Below are 26,349 nucleotides of genomic sequence, written 5' to 3' on the forward strand. Positions count from 1 at the left end.
GTGCCACGTCACGTCCGAGGGCGCTCGAACGGAAGAAGAGATCACGTGTCGAGAATCCGCGTAGTGGCGGCCATCGCCACCATCGTGGTCGGGGCGGCACTGACCGTCGCGGTGGCCACGACCACGGCCACCGCCGCCGCCTGTGCGACCGCGTGGAACGCGTCCACCGCCTACACCGGTGGGCAGACCGCCTCCCACAACGGTCGGAACTGGTCGGCGAAGTGGTGGACCCAGAACGAGAAGCCGGGTTCGGTGTCGGTCTGGGCCGACCAGGGGACCTGCGGCGGGACCACCACCACCCCGCCCACCACGACCACTCCGCCCACGTCCTGCTCCTACCCCGCGTGGGTACAGGGCCAGTTCTATGCCGCAGGCAGCATCGTGCGGTACACCGACGGCAAGCACTACGTCGCCGAGCACGACAACCCGGGCTACGACCCGCTCGTCTCCACCTGGTACTGGAACCCGCACACCGGGTGCGGCAACACCACCACCCCGCCGACCACGACCACGACGTCCACCCCGCCGCTCCCGGGCGGGTTCGTGGTCACCGAGGCGCAGTTCAACCAGATGTTCCCGAGCCGGAACTCGTTCTACACCTACAGCGGCCTCACCGCGGCGCTGAAGGCGTACCCGGGCTTCGCGAACACCGGCAGCGACACGGTGAAGCGGCAGGAGGCCGCGGCGTTCCTCGCGAACGTCAACCACGAGACCGGTGGCCTGGTGCACATCGTGGAGCAGAACCAGGCGAACTACCCGCACTACTGCGACACGAGCCAGTCGTACGGCTGCCCTGCGGGGCAGGCGGCGTACTACGGTCGCGGTCCGATCCAGCTCAGTTGGAACTTCAACTACAAGGCGGCGGGTGACGCGCTGGGCCTGCCGCTGCTGACCAACCCGTCGCTGGTGCAGACCGACGCGTCGGTCGCCTGGCAGACCGGCCTCTGGTACTGGAACACCCAGAACGGGCCCGGCACGATGACCCCGCACAACGCGATGGTCAACGGGCACGGCTTCGGTCAGACGATCCGCAGCATCAACGGTTCCCTGGAGTGCGACGGCCGCAACCCGGCGCAGGTCCAGAGCCGGGTGAACGCCTACCAGCGGTTCGCGGGCATCCTCGGCGTCACGCCGGGCAACAACCTGTCCTGCTGAACGCGCCGCACGACAACTGTTAACGGGGAGGGGCCCCGCCGATCCCGGCGGGCCCCGCTTCCCGGGCGAGGCGGACTCGCCGTCGGCGATGTCGTCGACCGGATCGCGGGCCCTGTCCGCGATCCGTCCGCGAAACGGTGTAGTACCTGTTATGCCACAGTTTTAGCCCTTTCGGTCCAGTTCGTACGACTGAAAGGCGGTACGCCACCCCGTTTTCACCGACGGCAGGCACTCTTCGCGCCCGGAGCGCGTCGGAAGTCGGGGGTTGGGCGTGCGCGTCAGCGGGTATCACCGGATGCGCGGTGACCACGCTGATCACGGTCGTCGCCTCGGTGGCGACCGGTTCCGCCGCACCGCGCGGTTGCGCCAGGGGCCGCAGGCCACTGGACCGATCGGTTCACATCCTTGACCCGGTTGACGTTCACGATTATGGTCTAGACCACATCACCGAGTGACCGCTCACCTGCGGGCAGTCACCCGGAGTAATCCGGCCGCCGCGGATTTGGACCCTGCCCTGGAAGTCCCCCTGGGGATTTCCTCCGAAGGAGCTGGACAATGAGCATGAAACGGAAGCTGGCGGCGGTACTCGCCGGCGTGGGCATCGCCCCGTTCATCGTTGTGGTGTCAGCAGGCACCGCCAGCGCGCACGGCTACATCTCTTCGCCGCCCAGCCGGCAGGCGATGTGCGCGCAGGGCCGTGTGTCGAACTGCGGTGCCGTCGTGTACGAGCCGCAGAGCGTCGAAGGCCAGAAGGGCCAGCAGAACTGCCACGCCGGCGACAGCCGGTGGGCACCGCTCAGCGATGACAGCAAGGCGTGGCCCGCCACGACGGTCGGCAACAGCATGACCTTCACGTGGACGATCACCGCGCGCCACGCCACGAGCACGTGGCAGTACTTCATCGGCGGCAGCAAGATCGCCGAGGTCAACGACGGTGGACGTCAGCCGGGGTCGACCGTCACGCACAACGTGAACCTGGGTGGCCGCACCGGCCGCATCAAGCTGTTGGCAGTGTGGAACGTCGCGGACACCCCGATGGCGTTCTACTCCTGCGTCGACCTCCAGGTCGGTGCCGGTGGTCCGAACCCGACCACCACCACCACGCCGACCACGACCACCACGCGGCCGACGACGACCACCACGCGGCCGACCACGACCACCACGCGACCGACGACCACGACCCCGCCCGCGAGCGGTACGTGGGCGACCGGTGTCTCGTACGCGGTGGGCTCGCAGGTGACCTACGGCGGTTCGTCTTACCGCTGCATCCAGGGTCACACCTCGCTGTCCGGCTGGGAGCCGCCGAACACGGCTTCGCTCTGGCAGCGCCTGTAAGCAGTCCGAGGAGCCCGTCCGCGCTGACCTGTTCAGGCGCGGGCGGGCCTTTCCGGTGCTGAACCCCAGTGCTGATCGAGCGCCGGGCCGGCGCTGATCCGGTGCCGGTCCGGTGCTGACAAGGAGGACGACCTTGCGACGCCTCACAGCCGTGCTGGCCGGCCTGCTGCTGCTCGCCGGCTGCGGACTCGGCGGCACCGACACGGTGGCCGCGCCCACCGGACCGGTGTCCACCGTGGTGGAGACCAACGAGTTCAACCCGGTCGACGTGATGTTCCTCCAGATGGCCGTGCCGCACCACCGCACCGGTCTGGAGCTCGTGAAACTGGCCCACGACAAGCCCGTGCGGTCGGAAGTCAAGACCCTCACCTCGGCGATCGAGGTCACTCAGCTTTCCGAAGTGGACTCCATGCTGAAGTGGCTGCAAGACTGGAACCAGCCCGAGTCCGCCGGTGACAACCCGCAGTTGCACGCGGGACACGGCGGCGACCACTCGACGAGCCCGGAGTCGATCGCGGCGTTGACCACGATGCCGTCCGGCGAGTTCGAGAAGGCGTTCCTGAACCTGCTGATCGCCCACCAGCACAACGCGGTCGAGATGGCCAAGCTGGAGCGGGAAGGCGGCGTGAACCCCCAGGCGAAAGCCCTGGCGGAGCGCATCTTCCACTCCCGCACCGGTCAGATCTCGCAGATGCTCGGGTACGTGGAGTAGCACCGCCACCCGGCGGGTCGTGCCGGCCGGGCTTTCGGGTTGTCCGGCCGGTCGCGCCGCGCCGCCGGGCAACCCGCGTCCGGTTCCCGGTCGCGCTCAGAACCCCAGGGCCAGCCCGCTGGTGAACCGGCGTTCGACCCCGGTGACCGGGTCGGTGAAGGACAGCTCCTTCGCCAGCAACTGCAACGGGTTCGTGAAGTCGTCCAGCGGCTTGTCGCGCAGCACCGGGTAGAAGTCGTCGTGGCGGATCGGAATCCCCAGGCCCGCCAGGTGCAGGCGTAGCTGGTGGGTGCGGCCGGTGGTCGGGGTGAGCCGGTAGCGGCCCCAGCCGGCGCGGTGCTCCAGCAGTTCCACGAGGGTCTCCGCGTTCGGCGGACCGTCGACCTCCTGCGCGGTGATGACCCCCTTCACCTTCACGATCCGGCTGCGCACCACGCGGGGCAGCGCCAATCCCGGGTCGTGGGGCGCGATCGCCTCGTACACCTTGTGCACCACGCGATCCCGGAACATCGTCTGGTACCTGCCGCGCAGGCGCGGGTCCACCACGAACATCACCAGTCCGGCGGTGACCCGGTCCAGCCGGTGCGCCGGGACCAGGTCCGGCAGGCCCAGGTCCCGCCGCAGCCGGACCAGCGCGGTCTCCACCACGTGGCTGCCGCGCGGGATCGTGGCCAGGAAGTGGGGCTTGTCCACGACCAGCAGCGCGTCGTCCCGGTGCACGACCCCGATGTCGAACGGGACCGGCGTCTCGTCCGGCAGGTCGCGGTGGAACCACACCGACGTGCCGGGCGCGTAGGGCGCGTCCGGGACGACCGGACCGGCCAGGTCGTAGACCCGGCCCTCGGCCAGCAGGGTGTCCACCCGCTCCGGCGCGACCCTGGGCAGCCGGTCCACCAGGTGGTCGCGGATCGTCGTCCACGGGCCCTCGTCGGGCAGCCGGAGGCGTGCCGGGTCCAGGCCGTGGCGCTGCGGCAGCGGCGGCCGGAGTCTGCGTCTCATCAGGCGGTGAGCCTACGGGACCCCGGGTCAGTCGGCGTCGGCGAACCGGACCTGGTAGCCGAGGCCGCCGAGCATCCCGGTGAGCATCCGGCGGGTGCTCTCCTCGGCGCGCGTCGCCAGACCGGAGTCCCGTGCGGCGTCGGAGAGCTTCTGCTCGGCGGCCACGTAGAACGGCTGCTGGTCCGGTGCCTCGACGATCGCGGCGAGGCGGTCCACCAGGCCGCGCTCCTGGGCGAACACGTAGCACCGGTCCTGGTGCAGGTTCGGCTTGTCCAGCACCGGCTTCGGGAGGTCCACCTCGACCGACCCGCCGTCCTGGGAGACGGTGAGGGCGCCGTCGGCGAGCTGCCCGAACTCCACGTAGGCGTTCACCGAGCCGGCCGCGACGAAGAGCGTGCGCTGACCGGCCAGCACGCCGGGCACGAACTGGACGTCGCGCTCGATGTCGAGCACCACCTGGTACTCGCCCACGGCGGCGTGGAACTGGCTCAGGTCCCGCAGCGACTGGAGGACCGCCGGTTGGCTCCGGTCGATGGTGTCCGTGCCGAACCGGGGCACCACGAGCAACGCCGCGACCAGCGCCGCCACCGCGACCACGCCCGCAACCGCCACCACCATTCGCCACTTCATGCCGACCGGGTACCCGGTCCGGCGTTCGCGGAACCGGGGCCGGGATCGTACGAGCGGCCTACCGGGTCGCTCCGGGGGAGTGGTGCGGGAGGCGACCGCCGGTGCCCGGCCGGGCGCGGTTCACCGCCGGGCGGCGGGCGTGGCCACCACGCCCGTGCGCGTGCCCGCGCGGAAGAGCGCTCAGTCGTCTTCCTTCTCCTCGCCGCGCTTGCGCAGGAACGCGAACCCCGGGATGCCCAGGATCGCCTGCCGCACGTCGTTGGTGACCTCCAGCAACTGGTGGATGTCCGGCCCCACCTTGTCCAAAGTGGACATGATCGGCAGGACGTCGTCGATCAGGTGCTTGGTCAGCACCGGCAACTGGTCCACGAGCTCGATCGCGGCGTCCACCTCGTGCGGCGACAGCTCTTCCACGAACCGCTGCGCCAGCGGGTGGGCGCGGTGGGCGAGCGGCGCGTAGGTGTCCATCAGCTCGCGCGACGTGCGGGCGGTGCGACCGGCGTCGTCGGTCACCGCCTCCGCGACCGCCGTCACCGCGCCCGCCCGGTCGACCAGGTGTTCGGTCTTGTCCAGCACCCGCTCGGTGCGGCCGACCAGCGCGTCGGCGCGCCGCACCACGTCCTCCACGGCTACCAGCAGGCCGATCACCCGTCCGGGCACGGAGAGGGCGGTCTCGGCGGTGGTCCGGGCCAGGCCGAGGATCGCGCGCGGTGTCAGGTCCATGCCCTCCACTCTGCCGTACCGGGACCGACCGGACCGCCCGAGCGGCTTGTCGGGTTCGGCCCCGCCCCTTGCAGTGACCTGCGCCACCGTCTCGGGCACCGCTGTCCGCGTCGCGCGGAGCCGGGGAGGCACGCATGTCCAGGCCGGTCGCGGCACTGCCCACGACCGGGCTCCTCGTCCCCCTGGTGCTCCTGGCCGCCTGCTCGGCCCCGGAACCCGGTGGACTGCGCGCGGTCCTCACCTCGCCGACCGACGTGCACCTGGGTTGGCACCCGGAGCCGGGCGCGGCCGGCCAGATCGTGGAGCACGCCGAACCCGGCGGGGACTACACCGCGCTGAGCCACGCCCAGCCGGGCGACGACTCCTACGAGCACCCCCGCCCGATCTCGGGAACCTGGTCGTACTACCGGGTCCGCTCCTACTTCGGGCCGGTGTCCACCGCGGTGGACGTCGTGCCGCCGCCGGGGGACGAGGTGCCCGAGGGCGACCTCCACGAGTGGGCCGAGCCGCGCCGGTCCCCGTCCGGCACGCACCCCGTGCGCTCGGCGGCGGCGACGCCCACCGGGCTGCGGGCGGAGGTCGAGCACGCCAACGGAATCCTGTTCACCTGGACCGACCGGGCCGGCGACGAGGAGGGCTGCCTGGTCGAGGTCAGGCCGGCGGGCGCGGCGGAGTTCTCGGTGGTGGCCGCGCTGGACGCGGACGTCACGTCGTTCGGGCTGATCACCCCGCCGACCGAGAAGCACGTGGGCTACCGGGTCCGCGCGTACTACCACGGCCCCGTGACCGCTGTGGCGCACTAGACTGCCGCCCGCCCGGGACGAGGTGGTCGACCCGCCGGAGAGGGGGAGTCCGTGACGGCTCCGGACATCGCCTGGAAGACCGCCGGGAACAGCTACAAGCTGCGCGCGGCCGGCCTCGTGGTGCACGACGGACAACTGCTGGTCTGCTACGCCGACGTGGTCGAGGGTTGTTTCCCGCCGGGGGGCAAGGTCCGCTTCGGCGAGTCCGCGACCGAGGCCGTGCACCGCGAACTCGTCGAAGAACTCGGCGTGTCCTTCGAGGCCGGCGAACTCGCGCTCGTCGCCGAGTGCGTCTACGACGACGACGGCGTGCTGCACCACGAGGTCTGCTTCTACTTCAGGCTCGGGTGGCCCGCCGGTCTGCCGCCCGACGTCGTCGGGCAGATCCTCCACGAGGAGCAGAGCTTCGGCTGGGTGCCGCTCGCTGCGCTGCCGGACCACGGTTTCACGCCGCCGGAAATCCTTCCGCACCTCTCCGGTCGCGGTGGACCGACCCACCTCGCGTTCGACCGCCGGGCGTAGCGGCCGTCCCCGGTCCGACAGGTGCGGTTCGGCCGGGAAGAGCGCCTGCTCCGGCCGGTGCTGCGGCAGGATGGCACGGTGGATTCGGACGAGTTCCTGACCCTGGCGGACGGCCTGCTGCGCATCCCCTCCACCGCCGACCGGCCCGCCGAACTGGCGAGAGCCCTGGACTTCGTGCTGGCGGTGGTCGGGCCGGGCTGCACGGTCGAGCGGTTCGAGTCGGGCGGCAAGCCCAGCGCGCTGGTGTACCGGGGCGCGCACCGCCCGGAGTTCCGGGTGCTGTTCAACGCCCACCTCGACGTCGTGCCCGGCGCGGCCGGGCAGTTCGAGCCGCGCCGCGAGGGCTCGCGGCTCTACGCGCGCGGCGCGCAGGACATGAAGCTGTCCGCGCTGGTGCTGGCGCTGGTGTTCCGGGACGTGCCGACGCCGTTCCCGGTGGGGTTGCAACTGGTCACCGACGAGGAGGTGGGCGGGCGCGACGGCACCCGGCACCAGCTCGACCAGGGCGTCTCGACGCGGTTCGCGGTGATCGGCGAGCACAGCGGGCTGCGCCTGGTCACCGAGTCCAAGGGCCTGGTCGACGCCCGGATCGACGTGGTGGGGCGGGCCGCGCACGGCGCGTACCCGTGGCTGGGGGACAACGCGCTGGTCACGCTGCTGCGCGCGGTGGGCGCGGTGCTCGACGCGTACCCGGTGGCCACCTCCGAGGTGTGGCGGACCACCGTCAACGTGGCGCGCGTGGAGACGTCGAACACCGCGCTGAACCAGGTCCCGGCGGACGCCTCCGCGTGGCTGGACATCCGATTCCCGGCCGAGGACGCCGACTTCGCGCGCCGGGACGCCGACGAGGTCGCGCGGCACCTCTCGGCGCTGTGCGGGCTGCCGGTGGCGGTGCGCGCCGTCGAGCCGCCGCACCACGCCGACCCGGGCAGCGCGGACGTGGTGGCGCTCCGGGCCGCCGCCCGCGCGCAGGGGTACTCGGGGGACCTCCTGCGCAAGCACGGCGCGGCCGATTCCCGGTTCTTCTTCCAGCGCGGGGTCGACGCGGTGATCTTCGGCGTGGGCGGGGACGGGCAGCACGGGCCGGACGAGTACGCGGACCTGGACACGGTGGAGCCGTACTACCGGGCGCTGAGCGCCTACCTGCGGTCGTTGCCAGACGCGTAACACATCAGTTACGCTTCCGGGTGTGGACGAGGTGGCCGCGGCGATCGCGGACCCCGTGCGGCGGGAGATCCTGGTCCTGCTGCGCGGGTCCCGGCTGCCCGCCGGTGAGATCGCGAGCCGGTTCGAGATCAGCCGCCCCGCCGTGAGCCGGCACCTGCGGGTGCTCCGGGAGTGCGGTCTGGTGCGCGACGAGGTCGTGGGCAGGCAGCGGTTCTACCTGCTCGACCCGGGCCCGCTGGAGGGGCTGGCCGGCTGGCTGGCCCCGTTCCTGCGGCCGGCCGGCTGGGAGCACCGCCTCGACGCACTGGAAACCGAGGTCTACCGGACGCGCCGCGACCGCCGCGCGGACCGGCGAGAGGAGAACACCGCATGACCACCCCACCCACCGGCCGGCTGTTCCAGGTCGGTGACGGCCACGACCTGGTGCTGACCCGCACGTTCCGGGCGCACGCCGAGGACGTCTGGGCCAGCGTCACCGAGCCCTCCCGCACCGCCCGCTGGTTCGGTCCCTGGGAGGGCGACGCCGCCCCGGGCCGGACCATCCGGATCCAGATGGCCTACGAGGAGGAGCAGCCCTGGACGGACGCGGTCATCGAGGCGTGCGAACCGCCGATGCGGCTCGCCGTGACCACCGTCGACGACCACGGCGTGTGGCGGCTGGAGCTGTTGCTGTCCGAAGTGGACGGTGTGACCGAGCTGAAGCTGGTGCACCACCTGGACACCGCCGAGGGCGTCGGCGACATCGGCCCCGGCTGGGAGTACTACCTCGACATGCTCGTCGCCTCCCGGACCGGCGAGCCGCTGCCGGACTTCGACTCGTACTACCCCGCCATGAAGCCCTACTTCGACGGTCTGGCCGCGTAGTGCCCGACGTGTCCCGCGTCGTCGCGTTCGGCAACCAGTTGGTCCTGGTGCACGTCGAGCTGCGCGAACGGCTGGAGGACCTGCGCGACAACCTCGACGCCGTGTTGGCCGGCGACCGCACCGCGGACCTGCGCGCGCACTGCGCGGCCTTCTGCGGCGCGGTCACCCGCCACCACACCGCCGAGGACGACACCGGCTTCCCCGTCCTCGCCGCGCACCACCCGGAACTCGCCCCGGTGCTCGCCGAACTCGTCGCCGACCACCGGATCGTCGCCGACGCCCTGACCCGGCTCGCGGACGTCCTCGCCGACCCCGACCCGGCCACCGTCCGGTCCGAGGTGGAGACGTTGTCGGCGTTGTTGGAGACCCACTTCACCTACGAGGAGAGGAAGATCGTCGCGGTGCTGGACGACTTGACGACGTCCGCCGGACCCGAGGACGCCGCCGCGCTCGCCGCGACCACCCGGCTGGACGACTGAGGTCCGCCGACCGGCGGGCACCACTCCCGGCGGCCCACTGCGCCCGACCCGCCGCGAGGCCGAGGGACACCCCGTCCCCGACCCCGACGGCGGGGACGGGCGTCCGCCTCATGCGGTTGAGGGGTGGCACGCGAAGTCCTTCACGCCCGAGGTGCTCGCGACCCTCCGCGCCCGGTTCGCGGCCGGCCCCGGAAGCGCTCCCCGCCTGCACGCGCGGGGGCTTCGCGTTCCCGGCTGATCCCGTGCGCTTGACTGTCCGCATGACCGCCTACGACATCGCGGACAAGCTGCCCGCGATTCCCGAACTGCGCGACCTGTGTCGCGTTCTCGCGGTGCTGGACGCAGTGCTCGACCCGGACAACGGTGACCGCCACCACTCCTACGATCCCGCGTGGGCACCCGGCGAGGAGCTGGCCTCCATGAAGGACGGTGGTGGCAACGAGTACTCCATCGTGTTCACCGCCGCCGGCGCGTACGTGCGCGGGTTCGACCACGAGTCGCCGATGAGTCCGTACGCCACCGACGACGGCGAGCCGTGGCCCGGCGTGACCGACTCCGTGCCGGAGGTGTTCCGGGCGCAGGTCGATGAACCCGCGTTCACCGACGAGGGCACGTCGTGCGTGACGGTCTGCCTGTGGCGCGAGCCGGGTGACGACAAGTGGCGGCACGGTGACATCGACTTTCCCGGTGACGCCGAGGACGGGGCGGACTGGTTGTTCGACCTGCTCGTCGATGGCAGCCCGGAAGCGTTCCAGGACTGGGCGCGGGACTACTACCAGCAGCCGGTCGACCTTGAGGCGGTGCGCCACCTCTACGCCGGGCGTCCGCTGACGAGCGAGGTCGTGGCCGCACTCAACCCCGCCACCACCCTCGCCGCCATCGCGGACGACGTCCACCGGATCGGCTTCCCGACCAGCGCGCCGTCCGCCTGAGCGCGCCGGCACGACGTCACCGCCGATCACCTCGGACGTCCGGTCACCCCGCCCTCGTCGGGTCGACGCTCGCGGCGGAGGTCGTGAGCGCTCCGTCGTCCACGTCGGGGCGTGAGCGGGTACCGCTCGCGGGCGAGGTCTCCTCCGCGAACTGCGTCCGGTACAGCTCCTCGTACCGGCCGCCCGCCGCCAGGAGGTCGGCGTGCCTGCCCCGCTCCACGATCCGGCCGTCCTCCACGACCAGGATCAGGTCGGCCGACCGGATGGTCGACAGCCGGTGCGCGATCACCACCGCCGTGCGGCCGTCCAGCGCTTCCGCCAGGGCCGCCTGGACGGCCGCCTCCGACGTGGAGTCCAGGTGGGCGGTGGCCTCGTCCAGGATCACCACGCGCGGCCTGGCCAGCAGCAGCCGCGCGATGGTCAGCCGCTGGCGCTCGCCGCCGGAGAGCCGGTAGCCCCGTTCGCCGACCACCGTGTCCAGGCCGTCGGGCAGCGACTCGACCAGGTCCGCGAGCCGGGCGCGGCGCAGCACGTCCCACAGGTCGTCGTCCGACGATTCCGGCCGCGCGAGCAGGAGGTTCGCGCGGATCGACTCGTGGAAGAGGTGACCGTCCTGGGTGACCATGCCGAGCGTGTCGCGGATCTCCTGCGCGGACAGGTCCCGGACGTCCACACCGGACAGCGCCACCGAGCCGCCGTCCACGTCGTAGAGCCGGGGGATCAGCGAGGCGATGGTGGACTTGCCCGCGCCGGACGACCCGACCAGGGCGACCACCTGACCGGGTGCCGCCCGGAACGAGACGTCGTCGAGCACCCGCACCCCGCCGCGCGTGTCCAGCACGGCGACCTCCTCCAGCGACGCGAGGGACACCTTGTCCGCCGACGGGTAGGCGAAGGACACGTTCCGGAACTCCACCGACACCGCGCCGTCCGGGACCGTCGCGGGGTCGGGCCGGTCGGCGATCAACGGCTTGAGGTCGAGCACCTCGAACACCCGCTCGAAGCTCACCAGCGCGCTCATCACCTCGACCCGGGCGCTCGCCAACGCCGTCAGCGGCGCGTAGAGCCGGGTGAGCAGCAGCGCCAGCGCGACCACCGAGCCCGCGTCGAGCTCGTCCCTGAGCGCGTAGAACCCGCCCAGGCCGTAGACCAGCGAGAGCGCCAGCGCCGAGACCAGGGTGAGCGCGGTCAGGAACACCGCCTGCACCATCGCCGAGCGCACCCCGATGTCCCGGACGCGCCGGGCGCGGCTCGCGAACTCGGCCGATTCCCGGGCCGGCCGGCCGAACAGCTTGACCAGGGTGGCACCCGGTGCCGAGAACCGCTCGGTCATCTGGGTGCTCATCGTCGCGTTGTGGTTGGCCGCTTCGCGCTCCAGCCGGGCGAGGCGGGAGCCCATGCGGCGGGCGGGCAGCACGAACACCGGGAGCAGGACCAGGGCGAGGAGCGTGATCTGCCAGGAGAGGCCGATCATCACCACGAGGGTGAGCACGAGGGTGACCACGTTCCCGGCGACGCTGGAGAGCGTGTCGCTGAACGCGCGCTGCGCGCCGATGACGTCGTTGTTGAGCCGGCTCACCAGCGCGCCGGTGCGGGTGCGGGTGAAGAAGGCGATCGGCATCCGCTGGACGTGGTCGAAGACGGTCGTGCGCAGGTCGAGGATCAGGTCTTCGCCGATGCTCGCGGACAACCACCGGGCGACCAGCCCGAGTGCCGCTTCCAGGACCGCGATCCCGGCGATCACCCCGCTCAGCCCCAGCACGACGTCGAGCGCGGAGCCGTGCACGATGGCGTCCACGATCCGGCCGGCCAGGACGGGCGTGACGACGGCGAGGACCGCGACCACCACGCTGAGCGCGAGGTACTGGGCGAGCCGGCCGCGCCGGTGGCGGGCGAAGCCCCAGATGCGCTTGAGCGTGGCCTTGGAGAACGGCCGCCGGTCGTCGTGCGCGTTGGTCACGTGGTAGAGCGACATCCAGGCCGTGACTTCCATGTCCATGGGGGAAACGTAAAACCTCGACTTTGCTCGAAGTCAAGCAGTTCGATCATGACGGACCCCAGGGGAGCGGGACCACGTCGAATCGATGCCCGATATGCGGTGTTTCAGACGTTAAGAGAGGTTCGTACCCGTGGTCACGCGGAGGGAGACGTGCTGGACGACACTCTCCCGGGCCCGGTCCCGCCGTGGACGCCGGCGGGATCGGGGAATGGATCAGCGCCCGCGCGGCGTTGTACGGGCAGAGGACTAGCTGAGGAGGCACGAGGTGGCGCTGGACCCGGAGGATCTTGTCGAGGTCGACTCCGACGTCCCGGACCTGGGCGGAGCGGTGCTGTTGCACCACTTCGACGGCTTCATGGACGCGGGCGCGGCGGGTTCCGCGGTGGTCGACCACCTGCTGGAGTCCCACGAGAACCGGGTGGTGGCCCGGTTCGACGTCGACGACCTGATCGACTACCGCGCCCGGCGGCCCACGATGACCTACGCCACCGACCGGTGGGAAGGCTACGACGCCCCCGAGCTGGTGGTGCGCCTGCTGCACGACTCGGTCGGCACGCCGTTCCTGCTGATGACCGGCCCCGAGCCGGACCGCCGCTGGGAAGCGGTGGTGGCGGCCGTGCGCATCCTGGTGGAGCGCTGGGGCGTGCGGCTCGCGATCGGCTTCCACGGCATCCCGATGGGCGTCCCGCACACCCGCAAGCTGTCCGTCATCTCGCACGCCACGCGGCCCGAGCTGGTCGTCGAGAAGTCGCCGTTCAGCCGGGTCCAGGTGCCGGGCAACCTCTCCGCGCTGCTGGAACTGCGCCTGGGCGAGGCCGGCCACGACGCGATGGGCTTCGCCGCCTACGTGCCGCACTACCTCGCGCAGGGCTCCTACCCGGCCGCCGGGCTGGGTCTGCTGGAGTCGCTGACCAAGGCCGCCGGGCTGGTCGTGCCGACCGCCGCGCTGCACGAGGCCGCGCGCCGCACGGACGCCGAGATCGCCCGCCAGGTCGCCGAGTCGGACGAGGTGGCGCAGGTCGTGGAGGCGCTGGAGCGCCAGTACGACGCGTTCGCCGAGGCCTCGGACAACCTGCTGCTCAACGCGGACGAGCCGCTGCCCAGCGCGGACGAGCTGGGCGCGGAGTTCGAGCGCTTCCTGGCCGAGCAGCAGCGCGACCGCTGAGCACCCCCGCCCGGGTCGGGTCCGGTGGCCCCGACCCGGGCCCGCTCAGGCCCGGTGACCCGCCCCTCGGGGCGCGCACGCCTCGGCGAGCAGGCGGTAGGACGTGAGCAGCGCGTCCCGGTCGTAGGTGCTGGTGGTGAGCAGGACCTCGGCGGCCCCGGTCCGCCGGACCAGTCCGGCGAGCTCCTCGGCGGCCTCGGCGGGTGTGCCGGCGATGGTGCCCCGCAGTGCCTCGTCGAAGTACCGGCGCTCCCGGTCGGTCATCGTCAGGGCGAGCACCTCCGCCGGCGGGCGCAGCGCGGGGAACTCGCCCCGGGTCCGCGAGTACGCCATCGACCACGCCTCGGGCAGCAGCAACCGCCGGGCGTCCTCGGCCGTGTCCGCCACCGCCACCGCCGTCGACACCACCACGTGGGGCTCCTCGGCCCAGCGGGACGGCCGGAACCGGGCGCGGTAGCCGTCGATCGCCTCGACCATCGCGCCCTCGCCCCGGACCGCCGCGATCACCAGCGGCAGCCCTCGGGACGCCGCGACCTCCGCGCCCGCGCCGGTCGCCAGCACGAACGGCGGCACGCGCAGCCCGGTCGCGGGGTAGCCGGACACGGCGGCACCGCCGGTGAAGTAGGACAGCAGCTCGTCCAACCGCTCGCCGAACCCGGCCGCGTCGCGCCGGTCGTGGCCCAGGGCCCGGCGCACCGGCTCGGTGAAACCGACCGACCGGCCCAGCCCCATGTCGATCCGACCGGGAAACAGCGACTCCAGCACGCCGAACTGCTCGGCCACGACCAGCGGCCGGTGGTTGGGCAGCATCACCCCGCCGGTGCCGATCCGGATCCGCGAGGTCCGGGCGGCGGCAGCGGCGGCCAGCACGGTCGGCGCGGACCCGGCGACACCGGGCACGCCGTGGTGCTCGGACACCCAGAACCGGTGGTAGCCCAGCGCTTCCGCCTGGCGGGCGAACTCCACGGTGTCCCGCAGGGCCTGCGCGTGCGTGCCGCCCGCGCGGGTGCGGGACCGGTCCAGGACGGAGAGCTTCACACCTCGTGCAACGCCCGGTCGCCGACGGGGATTCCGATCACCGCCGAGCCGTGCCGACGGCCACGCCCCACCGCTCGCGGGCAACCGTCCTCAACGGACATCCGGTCGTGCGTGCCCGTGGTCGCGGCCGGCCGTCCGCCGCCCTGCCCGGAGTTGCCCGTCCGGCTCGAATCACGACGCGATCGAAGCGAGGGGGCTTTACTGTCCGGTGAGCCGGGACACCCACCGGCACCCGACGAGGAGGTCGACCACCGATGGCCATGCTGCGCAGCTACGTGTCCGGTCGCTGGCACACGTCGTCCGAGGAGGGCGCGCCGCTGCACGACGCGGTGACCGGCGAGGAGATCGCCCGCATCTCGTCGGCGGGCGTCGACATGGCGGCGGCGCTGGACCACGGCCGCCGCGTCGGCGGCCCGGCGCTGCGCGAGCTGACCTTCCACCAGCGCGGCGCGCTGCTCAAGGCCCTCGCCTCCTACCTGCGGGAACACCGCGAGGAGCTGTACGCGCTGTCGGCCCGCTCCGGCGCGACCAGGACCGACTCGCTGATCGACGTCGACGGCGGCATCGGCGTGCTGTTCACCTACGCGAGCAAGGCCAGGCGCGAACTGCCCAACGACACGGTCTACGTCGACGGCGCGCTGGAGCCGCTCAGCCGGGGCGGGACGTTCGTCGGCCGGCACGTCGGCACGCCGCTGCGCGGGGTCGCGGTGCAGATCAACGCCTTCAACTTCCCCCTGTGGGGTCCGCTGGAGAAGTTCGCGCCCGCGTTCGTCGCCGGCGTCCCGACGCTGATCAAACCCGCCTCGCAGACCGCGTACCTCACCGAGAAGCTGGTGGAGCTCGTGCTGGCCTCCGGCCTGCTGCCGGAAGGCTCGGTGCAGCTCGTCTCGGGCGGCGCGGGCGACCTGCTGGACCACCTCACCGCCCAGGACCTGGTCGGCTTCACCGGCTCCGCGTCCACCGCCCGGCTGCTGCGCACCCACCCCGCCGTGGTGCGGTCGTCGGTGCGGTTCAACGCCGAGGCGGACTCGCTGAACTGCTCGATCCTGGGCCCGGACGCCACCCCCGGCACGCCCGAGTTCGACCTGTTCGTCACGCAGCTCGTCAGCGAGATGACCACCAAGGCCGGCCAGAAGTGCACCGCGATCCGGCGCGCGCTGGTACCCGCCGAGCTGCTCGACGACGTCGCCGAGGCGACCCGCGACCGGCTGGCCCGGGTCGTCATCGGCAACCCGGCCAACGAGACCGTGCGGATGGGCGCGCTGGCCGGGCTGGAGCAGCGCGAGGAGGTGCGGCGGTCGCTCAAGGCGCTGCTGGCGGCCGGCGAGGTGGTCTACGGGTCACCGGACACCGTCGAGGTGGTGGACGCCGACGCCGAGCGCGGCGCGTTCCTGTCGCCGGTGCTGCTCAAGGCCGACCCGGACCTGCCCCAGCCCCACGAGGTCGAGGCGTTCGGCCCGGTGGCCACGCTGCTGCCCTACTCCGGGGCCGCCCACGCGGTGGAACTGGCCGCCCGGGGAGCGGGCAGCCTGGTCGGGTCGGTGGTGAGCTTCGACACGTCGTTCGTGCGCGAGGTGGTGCTCGGGGTGGCCCCGTGGCACGGCCGGCTGCTGGTGCTGGACCGCGAGGACGCCGAGGAGTCCACCGGGCACGGGTCGCCGCTGCCGTCCCTGGTGCACGGCGGGCCGGGCCGCGCGGGCGGTGGCGAGGAGATGGGCGGCATCCGGGGCGTGCTGCACCACCTCCAGCGCACCGCCGTGCAGGGCAGCCCGCGCGTGCTGACCGCCGTGACCGGGCAGTGGACGGCCGGTGCCGAGCGCACCGAGTCCGCCGAGCACCCGTTCCGCAAGTCGTTGGCGGAGCTGAAGATCGGCGACGCGGTGGTGGCCGGTCCCCGGGTGGTGACGCTGGCGGACGTCGAGCACTTCGCGTCCTTCACCGGCGACACGTTCTACGCGCACACGGACGAGGAAGCCGCCGCCGCCAACCCGTTCTTCGGCGGCCGGGTCGCGCACGGCTACCTGGTCGTGTCCTTCGCCGCCGGGCTGTTCGTCTCGCCCGAGCCGGGCCCGGTGCTGGCCAACTACGGCCTGGACAACCTGCGGTTCCTCACGCCGACCTTCCCGGGCGACGAGCTCACGGTGACGTTGACCGCCAAGCAGATCACCCCGCGCGAGGACCAGGCGTACGGCGAGGTGCGCTGGGACGCGGACCTGGTGAACCAGAAGGGCGAGTCGGTGGCCAAGTACGACGTGCTGACCCTGGTGGCGAAGACCCGCTAGGAACCGGCGGGAGCCGCCCCCGATCGGGAACAACGCGCGCACCGCGCGGGGTTGGGCCGGTGGGGGACGTCCGCATACCCGATGACAGAGGAGCACCTGAGGTGTCCGAGACCTTTTCGCTGGGTGGAGACCTGACCGTCCACCGGCTCGGCTACGGCGCGATGCGGCTGACCGGCGAGGGCATCTGGGGTCCCCCGGCCGACCGGGACAACGCGCTCGCCGTGCTGCGGCGGGCCGTCGAGCTCGGGATCGACTTCATCGACACGGCCGACTCGTACGGCCCGCACCTCAACGAGGAGCTGATCCGGGAGGCGCTGCACCCCTACCCCGGGAACGTGGTCGTCGCGACCAAGGCCGGCCTGGTGCGGACCGGTCCCGGTGAGTGGCACACCCTGGGCAAGCCGGCCTACCTGCGCCAGGCCCTGGAAACCAGCCTGCGCCGGCTCGGCGTCGAGCGGGTCGACCTCTACCAGCTCCACCGGGTCGACCCCGAGGTGCCGCTGGAGGACCAGGTCGGCGTGCTCAAGGAACTCCGGGACGAGGGCAAGATCCGGCACGTCGGACTGTCCGAAGTGGACGTCGACCAGGTGCGGGCGGCCCGGGAGGTCGTGCCGATCGCCAGCGTGCAGAACCTGTACAACCTGGCCGACCGGCGGCACGAGGCGGTGCTCGACTACGCCACCGAGCACGGCATCGCGTTCATCCCGTGGTACCCGGTCGCCACCGGTGAGCTCGCCCGCCCCGGCGGCGTGCTCGACACGGCGGCCAAGGAGCACGGGGCCACGCCCGCGCAGCTCGCGCTGGCCTGGCTGCTGCGCCGCTCGCCGGTCGTGGTGCCGATCCCCGGCACGTCCTCGCTCGCGCACCTGGAGGAGAACACCGCGGCCCGCTCGATCGAGCTGACCGACGCGGAGTTCGAGCGGCTGTCCGCGCTGGGCTGAGCCGCGTCGCGGGGTGGACTCCGGGCCGCCGCCCGGAGTCCACGCCTGGATCAGCGCGTGCTGGCCGCCAGCCGGCGCTCCACCTTGCCCCGCGTGTTCGCGGTCAGCACCGGTGCCACGTCGGCGAGCCGGGGCAGCAGCTCCGGTTCCAGGGTCAGCGCCCGGAACACGACCTGGATCGTCACGTCGTGGTCGGGCCGTTCGACCACCACGATCTCGTCGCCCGCGGCGATCGCGCCGGGCTCCAGCACCCGGAAGTACGTGCCGCACAACGCGCGCTCGGTGAACGTCCTGATCCAGCCGCGCACGTCCATCACGCCGGCGAAGGTGCGGCACGGGATGCGCGGGTCGGTCACCTGGAGCAGCGTCCCGCCGATCCGCCACAGCTCGCCGACCAGCGCGGAGTTCGGGTCCACGCCCACCGTGGTCAGGTTCTCCCCGAACACCCCGGCAGGCAGGTCGCGGCCCAGCTCGGCCGACCACGCGTCCAGGTCCTCCCGGGCGTAGGCGTACACCGCCTGGTCCGGACCGCCGTGGCTGCGCTCGTCGGAGATGTGGTCGCCGGCCAGGCCGCTGCCCGGCCCGCCCGGCGCGGTGACCCGGACCGGGCCGGGCACCGGGCGCTTGTCGTGACCGGTGTGTCCGATCACCGCGGGGTCGAAGTCGGCGCGCTCGCCGATGTTCACCGAAAGCACGTGGGGCATGGGCCGAACGGTAGCCCAGGTAGTTTGCGGGTTCGCACCCCTCGGGTCGCGGAGGTGCGCGAAGATGGGCCCTGTTCATCGTTTCGTGGGGGAAATCATGCGCTGGTCCGTGGTCCCGTTGCTGCTGGGCGTCGCGTTGGCGGCGGGGTGCGCGACCCGGACGGCGCTGCCGGCACCGACCTTGGAACCGCCCGCCGAGGGTGCCGCGTCGCTGGTCGCGTCGCTGGTGTCGAGGGTGGACGGCCAGTACTCGGTGCGGTTCGACGCGGAGACCGCGATATCCGGTCGCCGGGTGCGCACCGAGGGCGGGCTGGTCCGCTCGCGCGACGCCCGGCTGGTCACGCTGCGCGAGGACAACGTGGAGGTCGTGGTGCTCCCCGAGGCCGGGTACCTGCGGGCCGGCGGCGGCTCGTGGACGCGCCTCGGGCGCGCGGACCGCGCCGGCGTCAAGTCCGGGGTGTCCGTGGCCGGCGTGGCGGACGAGGTGGACCCGCGCTCGGTGGTCGCCGGGCTGCGCGGCTCGCTGGTGGTGGAGACCGGGGACGAGTCGCTCGACGGCGTCGCGACCCACCGCTACACGATGCTGGTCGACCTGCGGTCGCAGGCCGACCAGACCTCCGACGTGACCCACCGGTCCCAGTTGCTGGCCGCCTACGAGTCCGGGTTCACCGCCACGGCGGTGGTCTGGGTCGGGCCGGGCGGGCTGCCGGTGCGGGTCGAGGAGACGTTGAAGACGCTGGAGGACAAGGTCTTCCAGCGCACGCAGCACCGGTTCACCGGCTGGAACTCCGACATCAGGATCGTCGCGCCCGTGCGGTGAGCGCGACGTCGTGTCGCGACCGGACCGCGTCGCCCACCCGCCAGACCGGGGTGGCCGGCGGGCGTCGCGGCACCGCGCGACGCCCGCCGCACCACCGGGTCAGCAGCCCTTCTTGGCGCGCTTGATGTCCACCGGCTGGACCGGGCTGCCGTCGAGCGGGGCCGGGTCCTCCGGGGTGGGCTTGATGCCCGCCGCCGCCACCCGGTCCAGGGTGCGCAGGCCCTCCGCCTTGATCCGGCCGAAGACCGTGTAGTTCGGCCGCAGCGTGCTGTCCGACGTCACCAGGAAGAACTGGCTGCCGTTGGTGTCCGGACCGGCGTTGGCCATCGCCAGGGTGCCGCGCGGGTAGATCCGCCGCTCGCCGGTCGGGTCGTTCGGCGCGGGCGGCAGGGTCGTCGGCAGCTCGTCCTTGAACCTGTAGCCGGGGCCGCGCTCACCGGTCCCGGTCGGGTCGCCGCACTGCAACACCTTGAGCGTCGGGTACGCGGTCAGCCGGTGGCACGTGGTGTCGTCGTAGAACCTCTTCGCCACCAGGTGCAGGAAGCTCTGGACGGTGCAGGGTGCCTGCGCGCGGTCCAGCACCAGGGGTACCTCGCCCCGGTTGGTCTTGAGCAGCACGTCGACCTGGCCCCGGTCCGGCGTGCGCCGGGGGTCCGGCGGCAGCGTCACCGGCCGGGCCGCCGGGTCGTCCGGGGTCTTGGTGTACGCGCACGGGCCCCGCGTCACGTCGGGGTCGCGGTACGGCTCTTCGGACGCACGGGCCACGCCGCCGACGCCGACGACACCACCCGTGACCACCATCAGCACCAGTGCCAAGAGGATCCTCACGGAGGAGTTCCTAGTGCCCCGGCCCACGCCCCGGCTAGGGCCGGTCGGAGGGTCCCAGGTCGGCGGCGAACGCGCTGAGCGACTCCCGGTCGCGCCGGGCGGTCTTGGTGATCAGGCTGGCCACGTGTTTCTCCACGGTGCGCGGCGAGATGTGCAGCCTGGTCGCGATCGCCTTGTTGCCCAGCCGGCCCGCCAGCAGCCGGAACACTTCGAACTCCCGCACCGTCACGCCCAGCGTCCGCAGCTCCCGGGGCACCTGGTCCGACCCGGTCCGGCGCTGCGGCACGGACGCCCCCACCTGCCGCAGCAGCCCCCGGCACGCGCTGGCCACGGCCGGCCCGCCGTTCTGGTGGAAGTACTCCTCCGCGCCGCGCAGCCACGCCACCGGCTCGCCCCAGCCGTCCGCGACCGCCGCCTCGGCGACCAGGCGCAGCCCCAGGTGCCGGGCCAGCGGGTAGATCGAGGCCGCCTCCCGGGCCGCGCGCACCGCCGAGGCGGCCTCGGCCTCGCGCCCCTCCCGGCCCAGCAGCACCGCCAGCGCGAACTGGCCGAACACCCGGTTCCACCGCATCCCGGCCGCCGCCGAGCGGGTGATCTCCCGGTACGCCGAGTGGTCCAGTCCACCGGACAGCACGCCCAGCAGCAGCCGCAGGCCGTGCGTCCCGGACAGGTGGAACGTGGTCGGCGTCTCGGCCTCGTAGGCGATCGCCCGCGCCACGTCCTGCGCGGCGAGGTCGCGGTCCTCCTCCAGCAGCGCGCAGAACGCCCGCGCCAGGCCGAAGCACAGCGGGCGCTCCTGGGTGCCGGTGCCGCCCAGCTCGTGGAACTCCGCCAGCGCGGTGTCCAGTTCGGACCGCCGGCCCTGGTGCGCGGCGGCGGTGGCCTGCGCCATCAGCACGTAGAGCGTCATCGACTTCAACTGGAGGCGGCGGGTCCCCTCGCCGCAGCGGGCCAGCCGCTCGCGCGCCGACTCGTACTGGCCGCGCAGCACCAGGTCCAGCCCGAGGATCGCGTCCACGTTGTACGCCACCGTGATCGCGCCCACCCGCAACGCCTCCTCGCGGACCTCCACCAGTTCCGCGGCCGAACCGTCGGCCAGCCAGTCCAGGCCCGCCAGCCGGACCACCGCGTAGATGCGCTGGATCGGCAACCGGTGCTCCTCGGCCAGCTTGCGGGCCCGGGTGAAGTGGTCGGTCGCCTCGCCCAGGTCCCGTTCCCGGGCCAGGATGCCCAGGAGCTGCCACGCCTCGCAGCCCACCTCGGGCAGCGACGCGCGCCGGGCGGCCTCGGCGGCGCGGCGGGCCAGCACCTCGGCAGCCGCGATCCGGTCCGGGCTCTGCGCGTTGAGGGTGAGGAACGCGGCCACCGAGTCGATCCGGGCCGCGTGCGCGTCGTCGGCGTCCGGGCCGAGCAGGGCGCGCGCGGCGGCCACCTGCACCATGCCGTCCGCCTCCCGGCCCGCCAACCACGCCACCTTCGCCAGACCGGTGTGCAGCTCGGCGCGGCGCACCCGGTCCAGACCGGCGGCGCTGAGCTCGGCCACCGCGTCCTGGAGCGCGAACGCCCGCTCGAACTGGCCCGCCTCGCCCAGCGCGGGCAGCAGCGACGCCAGCACGTCCGCGCGCAGCCCCACGTCCACCCGGCCCAGCGGCAGCCGGTGCGCGTGGTCCAGCAGCCGCACCGCGGAGCCCGCCGCGCCGTCCGCCAGCGCCCGCCGCCCGGCCTCGGCGAGCAGCGCGCCCGCCTCCGCGTTCTGGCCCGCGTCCAGCCGCAGCGAGGCCACCAGCGGGCACCACTCGCCGGGCAGCCCGGGGTGCAGGGTCTGGACCGCGTCGGCGGTGCGCCGGGCGACGTCCGCCCGGTGCGTCGGGGTGAGCTGCGCGAGCAGCGCCTCGGCGGTCAGCGGGTGGCGGAAGGCGTACCAGTCGGGCACCGGCTCGTCCGGCGTCACGAGCTGCGCCGCGACACCCGCGTGCAGGTGGGTGAGCAGGCTGTGGTCGTCCATGCCGGTCACCGCGCGCAGCACCGACAGCGGGAACCGGTGGCCCAGCACGGCCGCCACGGACAGCAGCTCGCGGCCCTGCGGCCCCAGCCGGTCGGTGCGGTGCGCGATCGACCGGACCAGCGCGGTCGGCACGTTGATCCGCAGCTCGCCCAACACCTGCCAGCCGCCCGGCCCGCGCACCAGCAGCCCGCCGCTGACCAGGCCGTGCAACATCTCCTCGACGACGAACGGGTTGCCCGCGCTGTCCGACCACAGCCGCTCGGCCACCTCGTCGGGCACCTCGGCCGCGTCCACCTCCAGGCAGGACGCCACCATCCGCCGCACCTGGTCCTCGTCCAGCGGGCGCAGCTCCAGCAGCGTCCCCGCGTCCCGCTGCGCGGCCAGCCGCACCACGTCCAGCGTGGGGCCGGGATCGGCGCGGGTGGTGATCAGCAGCGCCGCCGGCACCTGGTCCAGGTTGTCCACCAGGTAGTCGATGACCGCGAGCGTCTCGGCGTCCGAGTCGTGCAGGTCCTCCAGCACCAGCAGGCACGGGTGGACCCGGCCGACCACGGCCAGCAGCCGCAGCACCGCTTCGGCGAGCACCACGATCGAGTGGCCCGCGTGCGGTTCGCCGCCCCACTCGGGCACCAGCCTGCCGAGCACCGGCCGGTAGGGGCCCAGCTCGCGCAGGTCCGGGCCGTCGCCGGCGCGCAGCAGCGACATCAGCGCCTCGGCCAGCGGGCGGAACGGCACCATCGGTCCGATGGTCGAGCCGCGACCGCGCAGCACCCGCATCCCCCGGTCGAACGCGCCACCCGCGGTCACCCGGGCCAACCGGGTCTTGCCGATCCCGGCCTCGCCGACCAGGAACACGGCACGCCCCCGCCGGGTGGCGGCGTCGGTCAGCGCCTGGGTCAACACCCGGAGTTCGGCGTCGCGGCCGACCACGACCGGCGCGCGCGTCTGCATGGCCCGACCTTAGTCAAGCCCGCGCCGGACTGCCCGCACCCCCAGTGCGGGCGGGCAGTCCGGCCGTTGGCGGTCCGGTCGCGCCGGATCCCGTCCGGCGGGTGTCAGGCGCTGACCGGCGCGCTCACCGACGTGCTGTCGGCCAGGCCGGCGGCGACCACCACGTAGGCACCGACGGCGAGGGTCAGGCCGGCCAGCGCCCGCGCACGGGCACCGGTCTTGGACTTGCGGGACAGCGCCATCTCCCCGGCGGGGTGGTCGCCGTCCTGGTCGTCGTGCCAGGTCGTGACCTCGTCGTGGTTGGCGTTGCTCATCGGGGGTTCTCCTTGCGAGGGTAGGGATCGGCAGGGGTTTCGAGCAGGAGCACGGACGGCGCGCGCCCCGGGAAGCCGAGGCGGAGCAGTCCGTACCCGATGCCGGACAGACCGGTGAGCAGACCGGCCGACGGCACACCGCCCGGCGTTCCGCAGTGCGCCCCGTACTGGTCCAGCGCGCCGAGGACGAGTCCGGCGCGCCGGGTCAGCATGGCCGTGGCCAGATCGTGCCCGCGTTCGGCCAGCACCGCCAGTGATTCCAGCACACCGAGCTCCCCGTGGCACAGGCTCAGGTCGCGCAGCGGCTCGTGCACCGCCAGGGCGTTGAGGCACCGGTCCAGGTGCAGGGTGTAGGTGTCGACCGGCTGGTCGGGGTGCGCGGCGTGCGCGAGGACCGCCCCGGACAGGCCGGAGCACCAGCTGTGGTCCGCCTCGCCCACGTCCAGGAGCCGTTGCCGCAGCGCGTGGTCCGCGCGCAGGTTCGCCCGCCCCGCCACGCCGTGCCGCTGGTCGCGTGCGGTCCGCGCGTAGCGCAGCATGGCCCAGCCGATGCCCGCCCGGCCGCGCGCGAAGCCGTCGCCGCCGGGGTTGGCCGCGAGCAGCCGGGCGGCGTAGCGGCGGGCCAGCCGCTCGGCCGCCGGCAACCCGGTCTCGGCGTGCACGGCCAGCATCGCGGCCAGCCCGCCCGCCCAGCCCTCCACGATGTTCGCCGGGTCCTCGCCGACCGCCTCCACCGCCTCGGCGACCGCCAGGGCCTCGGTCAGCCAGCCGGTGATCCTGTCGTCCTGGAGCAGGTTCGCCAGGCGCGCCAACGCGTAGCAGATCCCGCCCAGCCCGTGGAACGCGCCGCTGCCCACCGCCGTCGCCAGCTCGGTGTCCGCCGCGAACGACCGCAGCAGCCCCGGCACCGGCGCGATCGCGTCCCGGGCGAACGCCGTGTAGCGCTCGGCCCCGGTCAACGCGCCCAACTGCGCCAGGAACAGCGCCACCCCGGTGTACCCGTTGGACAGGCCCGCGCCCATCGCGGAGACCGCCCAGTGCCGGTCGTCCACCAGCTCCAGGCCCACCCAGTTGACCCGGCCGCCGTCGGCGGTGGCCCGCGCCAGCACCTCGTCGGCGATCCCGCACGCGGCCACCAGCAGCCGCTGCGGGTCCGGGATGCCCGCCTCCAGCGGCGCGGGGACGCCCGCGCCCGAGCGGTGGTCCACCGGCCGGGGCCGGGTGGCCAGCGCGGCGCTGATCAACCACTGCTGGTCGTGCCGGTCCACCTCGTCCAGCGCGGCGACCTTGCGCGCCACGGCGTCCAGGCCGGACAGCGGCAGCAGGTCCGGCAGCCGCTCGCCGCCGGCCGACCACACGTCCCGGCTGCCCGGCCGCGTGGTGAACAGCGGCACGTCGCCCGCCCACAGGTCGGTCAGCTCGTGCGGCACCAGGGCGCGCAGCGCGTCCTCGGCCGACTCGTCCCACAGCACGTCCAGCGCGAGGTCGCGGTCCGGCGCGCCGCGCAGCGCGTCCGGGTGCGTCGACTCGTCCAGCAGGGTCGCGTAGAGCTGCGTCATCCGGGGCACGAACCGCACCGGCAGGTCGGCGAACCCGGCCAGCAGCCCGGTCGCGCCGAGCAGCTCGCCCCGGTGGTCGAACAGCGCGTCGTAGCCGGTGCGGAACCCGGCCAGCAGCGCGCCCTGGTAGTCGGCGGGTTCCGCCTCCACGCCCGCCACGGTCGGCCGGTTGCGCGCGGGCGGCATCGGCGCGGGCCGGCGGACCAGGCGCATCCGGTCCGTGCCGGGGTTCAGCCACGCCACCCCGTCCGCCGGGAACACCTCGCCGTGGTCGCCGCCCATGCCGCCGATGTCCAGCGCGCCGTGCTCGCCGAGCAGCACGCGCGGCAGCACGGCCGTCCGGTGCACCGACCGGGCCAGCGCCCGCACCGCCGGGTCGGCCGGGATGCCCACCGTCGGGTGGAAGAGCGTCTCCACGTCCACCAGCACCGGCTGGTCGCCCGCCGCGATCAGGTTCTCGTAGTGCATGTCCGTGCCGTCCACCGCGTACAGCAGGGCGATCAGCGCGCCCAGCCGGTGGTAGAACCGGCCCACCTCGGTCACGTCCGCGCACGGCGCGTGGTCCACGAACTCCAGCCAGCCGTGCGTCTCCCGGGCCACCGCGCGCGGCACCCGCAGCCCCAGCCCGGTGTGCCCGTCGAACCACGCCAGCAGCTCGCCGAACCGGGCGTGCAGCGCCACCGGACGCGGCTTGTAGACCACCCGCCGGCCGTCCTCGAAGGTCAGCACGGCCACCGACCGGCCGCGCTGGTGCGCGTCGCCCCGCCCGGTCTCGACCTGCGCCACCCGACCGGGGTCGCGGCCCTCCAGCAGCGTCCGCACGATCGCGCCGCGATCGGCGGCGAACCGGTCCAGCAGCTCGCGGTGCGCGGCGACGGCGTGCAGGCAGGCCTGGCCGAGCAGCCGGGCCAGCACCGGGTACTTGGCGACCAGGTCGGCGAGGTCCAGGTGCTCCACGAAGTGCGCGAACCGCTCCTGCGGGGTGTCGCCGCCCAACCGGTGCGCCAGCCGCTCCAGGTTCAGCTCCAGCACCAGCGCGCGGGCCGCCATCCGGCCCAGCCGCAGGCCGAGCCGGCGGCCGAAGTCGTCGTCCAGCCGGGCGTCCTGCGCCCGCGCGGCGTGCACCAGGGGTCGCAGCGCGAACGCGAAGGCCTCGTCCCAGTCGCCGCCGGGGAAATGTGCATGGGCCGCGGTCGCGGTGGCGCGTTCCACGAACGCGGCCCATGCCGGCCGCCCTCGCGGGGCGACCAGTTCCCGGGACCCGCCGCGCACTCCGCTGTGCCACCAGGAGGCGGGGAGCCGGTCTACCGCGGTCGGGATCACGTGGCACAACGTGTCACGTGCCGGGACCCCGCACATGGGGGGTGTGCCCCCAGATTTGCGGGCACACCGCCGAGTTGCGGAAACCGCAGGTGGCCGGGG

Annotated in this window: 24 protein-coding genes; 14 read left to right on the forward strand and 10 right to left on the reverse strand. The window is 73.4% G+C overall.

Annotated elements, in window-relative coordinates; genetic code table 11:
• The first annotated feature begins 63 nt into the window (after window positions 1-63).
• From AB0G01_RS27210 to AB0G01_RS27220, 3 genes are all read left to right on the forward strand, one after another.
• On the forward strand, window positions 64-1,155 hold the full coding sequence (locus tag AB0G01_RS27210; protein ID WP_360950725.1) for a glycoside hydrolase family 19 protein: 1,092 nt from the start codon (window positions 64-66) through the stop codon (window positions 1,153-1,155).
• Window positions 1,156-1,710: 555 nt separating this feature from the next.
• Window positions 1,711-2,490, forward strand: a complete 780-nt coding sequence (locus tag AB0G01_RS27215) for a lytic polysaccharide monooxygenase (RefSeq protein WP_360950728.1) — start codon at window positions 1,711-1,713, stop codon at window positions 2,488-2,490.
• A gap of 133 nt (window positions 2,491-2,623) precedes the next feature.
• Complete coding sequence (locus AB0G01_RS27220) at window positions 2,624-3,202, forward strand: DUF305 domain-containing protein (protein WP_360950731.1); 579 nt, start codon at window positions 2,624-2,626, stop codon at window positions 3,200-3,202.
• Window positions 3,203-3,298: 96 nt separating this feature from the next.
• On the opposite strand, the gene AB0G01_RS27225 is transcribed toward AB0G01_RS27220, so the two are convergent.
• The 3 genes from AB0G01_RS27225 to AB0G01_RS27235 all read right to left on the reverse strand — a co-directional run bounded on the left by AB0G01_RS27225 (window position 3,299) and on the right by AB0G01_RS27235 (window position 5,554).
• A complete protein-coding gene (locus tag AB0G01_RS27225; RefSeq protein WP_360950734.1) occupies window positions 3,299-4,201 on the reverse strand; it encodes an RluA family pseudouridine synthase in 903 nt (300 codons plus the stop codon).
• A 27-nt stretch (window positions 4,202-4,228) separates the two neighbouring features.
• On the reverse strand, window positions 4,229-4,831 hold the full coding sequence (locus AB0G01_RS27230) for a DUF4230 domain-containing protein (protein ID WP_360950737.1): 603 nt from the start codon (window positions 4,829-4,831) through the stop codon (window positions 4,229-4,231).
• Window positions 4,832-5,011: 180 nt separating this feature from the next.
• Entirely contained in the window at window positions 5,012-5,554 is a 543-nt protein-coding gene (locus AB0G01_RS27235) for a hypothetical protein (protein WP_360950740.1), read from the reverse strand.
• A gap of 134 nt (window positions 5,555-5,688) precedes the next feature.
• Here AB0G01_RS27235 and AB0G01_RS27240 point away from each other — a divergent pair, with 134 nt between their 5' ends.
• From AB0G01_RS27240 to AB0G01_RS27270, 7 genes are all read left to right on the forward strand, one after another.
• Entirely contained in the window at window positions 5,689-6,357 is a 669-nt protein-coding gene (locus AB0G01_RS27240; RefSeq protein WP_360950743.1) for a fibronectin type III domain-containing protein, read from the forward strand.
• Window positions 6,358-6,408: 51 nt separating this feature from the next.
• The gene (locus tag AB0G01_RS27245) at window positions 6,409-6,879 is read left to right on the forward strand and encodes an NUDIX domain-containing protein (protein ID WP_360950746.1); all 471 of its coding nucleotides are present in this window, start codon (window positions 6,409-6,411) and stop codon (window positions 6,877-6,879) included.
• A 78-nt stretch (window positions 6,880-6,957) separates the two neighbouring features.
• Window positions 6,958-8,046 (forward strand): M20 family metallopeptidase, encoded by a 1,089-nt coding sequence (locus AB0G01_RS27250; protein ID WP_360950749.1) that lies wholly within the window; start codon window positions 6,958-6,960, stop codon window positions 8,044-8,046.
• A gap of 22 nt (window positions 8,047-8,068) precedes the next feature.
• Window positions 8,069-8,419, forward strand: a complete 351-nt coding sequence (locus AB0G01_RS27255) for a metalloregulator ArsR/SmtB family transcription factor (RefSeq protein WP_360950752.1) — start codon at window positions 8,069-8,071, stop codon at window positions 8,417-8,419.
• Entirely contained in the window at window positions 8,416-8,910 is a 495-nt protein-coding gene (locus AB0G01_RS27260; protein WP_360950755.1) for an SRPBCC family protein, read from the forward strand. Before AB0G01_RS27255 ends, AB0G01_RS27260 begins: the two co-directional genes overlap by 4 nt.
• An 8-nt stretch (window positions 8,911-8,918) precedes the next feature.
• Entirely contained in the window at window positions 8,919-9,389 is a 471-nt protein-coding gene (locus AB0G01_RS27265; protein WP_360950758.1) for a hemerythrin domain-containing protein, read from the forward strand.
• Between the two features lie 260 nt (window positions 9,390-9,649).
• Window positions 9,650-10,321, forward strand: a complete 672-nt coding sequence (locus tag AB0G01_RS27270) for a hypothetical protein (RefSeq protein WP_360950761.1) — start codon at window positions 9,650-9,652, stop codon at window positions 10,319-10,321.
• Window positions 10,322-10,364: 43 nt separating this feature from the next.
• On the opposite strand, the gene AB0G01_RS27275 is transcribed toward AB0G01_RS27270, so the two are convergent.
• Complete coding sequence (locus tag AB0G01_RS27275; RefSeq protein WP_360951066.1) at window positions 10,365-12,296, reverse strand: ABC transporter ATP-binding protein; 1,932 nt, start codon at window positions 12,294-12,296, stop codon at window positions 10,365-10,367.
• A gap of 289 nt (window positions 12,297-12,585) precedes the next feature.
• Between AB0G01_RS27275 and AB0G01_RS27280 the strand changes: the two genes are divergently transcribed.
• The gene (locus tag AB0G01_RS27280) at window positions 12,586-13,485 is read left to right on the forward strand and encodes a PAC2 family protein (protein WP_360950764.1); all 900 of its coding nucleotides are present in this window, start codon (window positions 12,586-12,588) and stop codon (window positions 13,483-13,485) included.
• Window positions 13,486-13,530: 45 nt separating this feature from the next.
• On the opposite strand, the gene AB0G01_RS27285 is transcribed toward AB0G01_RS27280, so the two are convergent.
• Entirely contained in the window at window positions 13,531-14,523 is a 993-nt protein-coding gene (locus AB0G01_RS27285; protein ID WP_360950767.1) for an LLM class flavin-dependent oxidoreductase, read from the reverse strand.
• 254 nt (window positions 14,524-14,777) lie between these two features.
• Here AB0G01_RS27285 and paaZ point away from each other — a divergent pair, with 254 nt between their 5' ends.
• Both paaZ and AB0G01_RS27295 read left to right on the forward strand, forming a co-directional pair.
• Window positions 14,778-16,805 carry a phenylacetic acid degradation bifunctional protein PaaZ gene (paaZ, locus tag AB0G01_RS27290; protein WP_360950770.1) on the forward strand — a complete coding sequence of 676 codons (2,028 nt, stop codon included), beginning with the start codon at window positions 14,778-14,780 and terminating at the stop codon, window positions 16,803-16,805.
• Window positions 16,806-16,906: 101 nt separating this feature from the next.
• Window positions 16,907-17,746 (forward strand): aldo/keto reductase, encoded by an 840-nt coding sequence (locus AB0G01_RS27295; protein ID WP_360950773.1) that lies wholly within the window; start codon window positions 16,907-16,909, stop codon window positions 17,744-17,746.
• A gap of 50 nt (window positions 17,747-17,796) precedes the next feature.
• Here the strand turns inward: AB0G01_RS27295 and AB0G01_RS27300 are convergent, their stop codons facing one another.
• A complete protein-coding gene (locus AB0G01_RS27300) occupies window positions 17,797-18,450 on the reverse strand; it encodes an MOSC domain-containing protein (RefSeq protein ID WP_360950775.1) in 654 nt (217 codons plus the stop codon).
• A gap of 97 nt (window positions 18,451-18,547) precedes the next feature.
• Between AB0G01_RS27300 and AB0G01_RS27305 the strand changes: the two genes are divergently transcribed.
• On the forward strand, window positions 18,548-19,270 hold the full coding sequence (locus AB0G01_RS27305) for a hypothetical protein (RefSeq protein WP_360950778.1): 723 nt from the start codon (window positions 18,548-18,550) through the stop codon (window positions 19,268-19,270).
• A gap of 99 nt (window positions 19,271-19,369) precedes the next feature.
• Here AB0G01_RS27305 and AB0G01_RS27310 read toward each other — a convergent pair whose 3' ends face one another.
• The 4 genes from AB0G01_RS27310 to AB0G01_RS27325 all read right to left on the reverse strand — a co-directional run bounded on the left by AB0G01_RS27310 (window position 19,370) and on the right by AB0G01_RS27325 (window position 26,250).
• The gene (locus tag AB0G01_RS27310; RefSeq protein WP_360951069.1) at window positions 19,370-20,071 is read right to left on the reverse strand and encodes a peptidylprolyl isomerase; all 702 of its coding nucleotides are present in this window, start codon (window positions 20,069-20,071) and stop codon (window positions 19,370-19,372) included.
• Between the two features lie 61 nt (window positions 20,072-20,132).
• Window positions 20,133-23,054, reverse strand: a complete 2,922-nt coding sequence (locus tag AB0G01_RS27315; RefSeq protein ID WP_360950781.1) for an AAA family ATPase — start codon at window positions 23,052-23,054, stop codon at window positions 20,133-20,135.
• A 104-nt stretch (window positions 23,055-23,158) separates the two neighbouring features.
• On the reverse strand, window positions 23,159-23,368 hold the full coding sequence (locus AB0G01_RS27320) for a hypothetical protein (RefSeq protein WP_360950784.1): 210 nt from the start codon (window positions 23,366-23,368) through the stop codon (window positions 23,159-23,161).
• Window positions 23,365-26,250 (reverse strand): type 2 lanthipeptide synthetase LanM family protein, encoded by a 2,886-nt coding sequence (locus AB0G01_RS27325; protein ID WP_360950787.1) that lies wholly within the window; start codon window positions 26,248-26,250, stop codon window positions 23,365-23,367. Before AB0G01_RS27325 ends, AB0G01_RS27320 begins: the two co-directional genes overlap by 4 nt.
• Window positions 26,251-26,349: the final 99 nt, after the last annotated feature.

The organism is Actinosynnema sp. NPDC023587 (assembly GCF_040640215.1).
In the GTDB taxonomy this organism is placed as follows: domain Bacteria; phylum Actinomycetota; class Actinomycetes; order Mycobacteriales; family Pseudonocardiaceae; genus Actinosynnema.

What these genes read in the sequence shown, in the direction of transcription:
- AB0G01_RS27215 (WP_360950728.1), top strand. Translation starts at nt 1,711, where the DNA reads ATGAGCATGAAACGGAAGCTGGCGGCGGTACTCGCCGGCGTGGGCATC.
- AB0G01_RS27225 (WP_360950734.1), bottom strand. Translation starts at nt 4,201, where the DNA reads ATGAGACGCAGACTCCGGCCGCCGCTGCCGCAGCGCCACGGCCTGGAC.
- AB0G01_RS27230 (WP_360950737.1), bottom strand. Translation starts at nt 4,831, where the DNA reads ATGAAGTGGCGAATGGTGGTGGCGGTTGCGGGCGTGGTCGCGGTGGCG.
- AB0G01_RS27235 (WP_360950740.1), bottom strand. Translation starts at nt 5,554, where the DNA reads ATGGACCTGACACCGCGCGCGATCCTCGGCCTGGCCCGGACCACCGCC.
- AB0G01_RS27240 (WP_360950743.1), top strand. Translation starts at nt 5,689, where the DNA reads ATGTCCAGGCCGGTCGCGGCACTGCCCACGACCGGGCTCCTCGTCCCC.
- AB0G01_RS27260 (WP_360950755.1), top strand. Translation starts at nt 8,416, where the DNA reads ATGACCACCCCACCCACCGGCCGGCTGTTCCAGGTCGGTGACGGCCAC.
- AB0G01_RS27270 (WP_360950761.1), top strand. Translation starts at nt 9,650, where the DNA reads ATGACCGCCTACGACATCGCGGACAAGCTGCCCGCGATTCCCGAACTG.
- AB0G01_RS27275 (WP_360951066.1), bottom strand. Translation starts at nt 12,296, where the DNA reads ATGTCGCTCTACCACGTGACCAACGCGCACGACGACCGGCGGCCGTTC.
- paaZ (WP_360950770.1), top strand. Translation starts at nt 14,778, where the DNA reads ATGGCCATGCTGCGCAGCTACGTGTCCGGTCGCTGGCACACGTCGTCC.
- AB0G01_RS27300 (WP_360950775.1), bottom strand. Translation starts at nt 18,450, where the DNA reads ATGCCCCACGTGCTTTCGGTGAACATCGGCGAGCGCGCCGACTTCGAC.
- AB0G01_RS27305 (WP_360950778.1), top strand. Translation starts at nt 18,548, where the DNA reads ATGCGCTGGTCCGTGGTCCCGTTGCTGCTGGGCGTCGCGTTGGCGGCG.
- AB0G01_RS27310 (WP_360951069.1), bottom strand. Translation starts at nt 20,071, where the DNA reads ATGGTGGTCACGGGTGGTGTCGTCGGCGTCGGCGGCGTGGCCCGTGCG.
- AB0G01_RS27315 (WP_360950781.1), bottom strand. Translation starts at nt 23,054, where the DNA reads ATGCAGACGCGCGCGCCGGTCGTGGTCGGCCGCGACGCCGAACTCCGG.
- AB0G01_RS27320 (WP_360950784.1), bottom strand. Translation starts at nt 23,368, where the DNA reads ATGAGCAACGCCAACCACGACGAGGTCACGACCTGGCACGACGACCAG.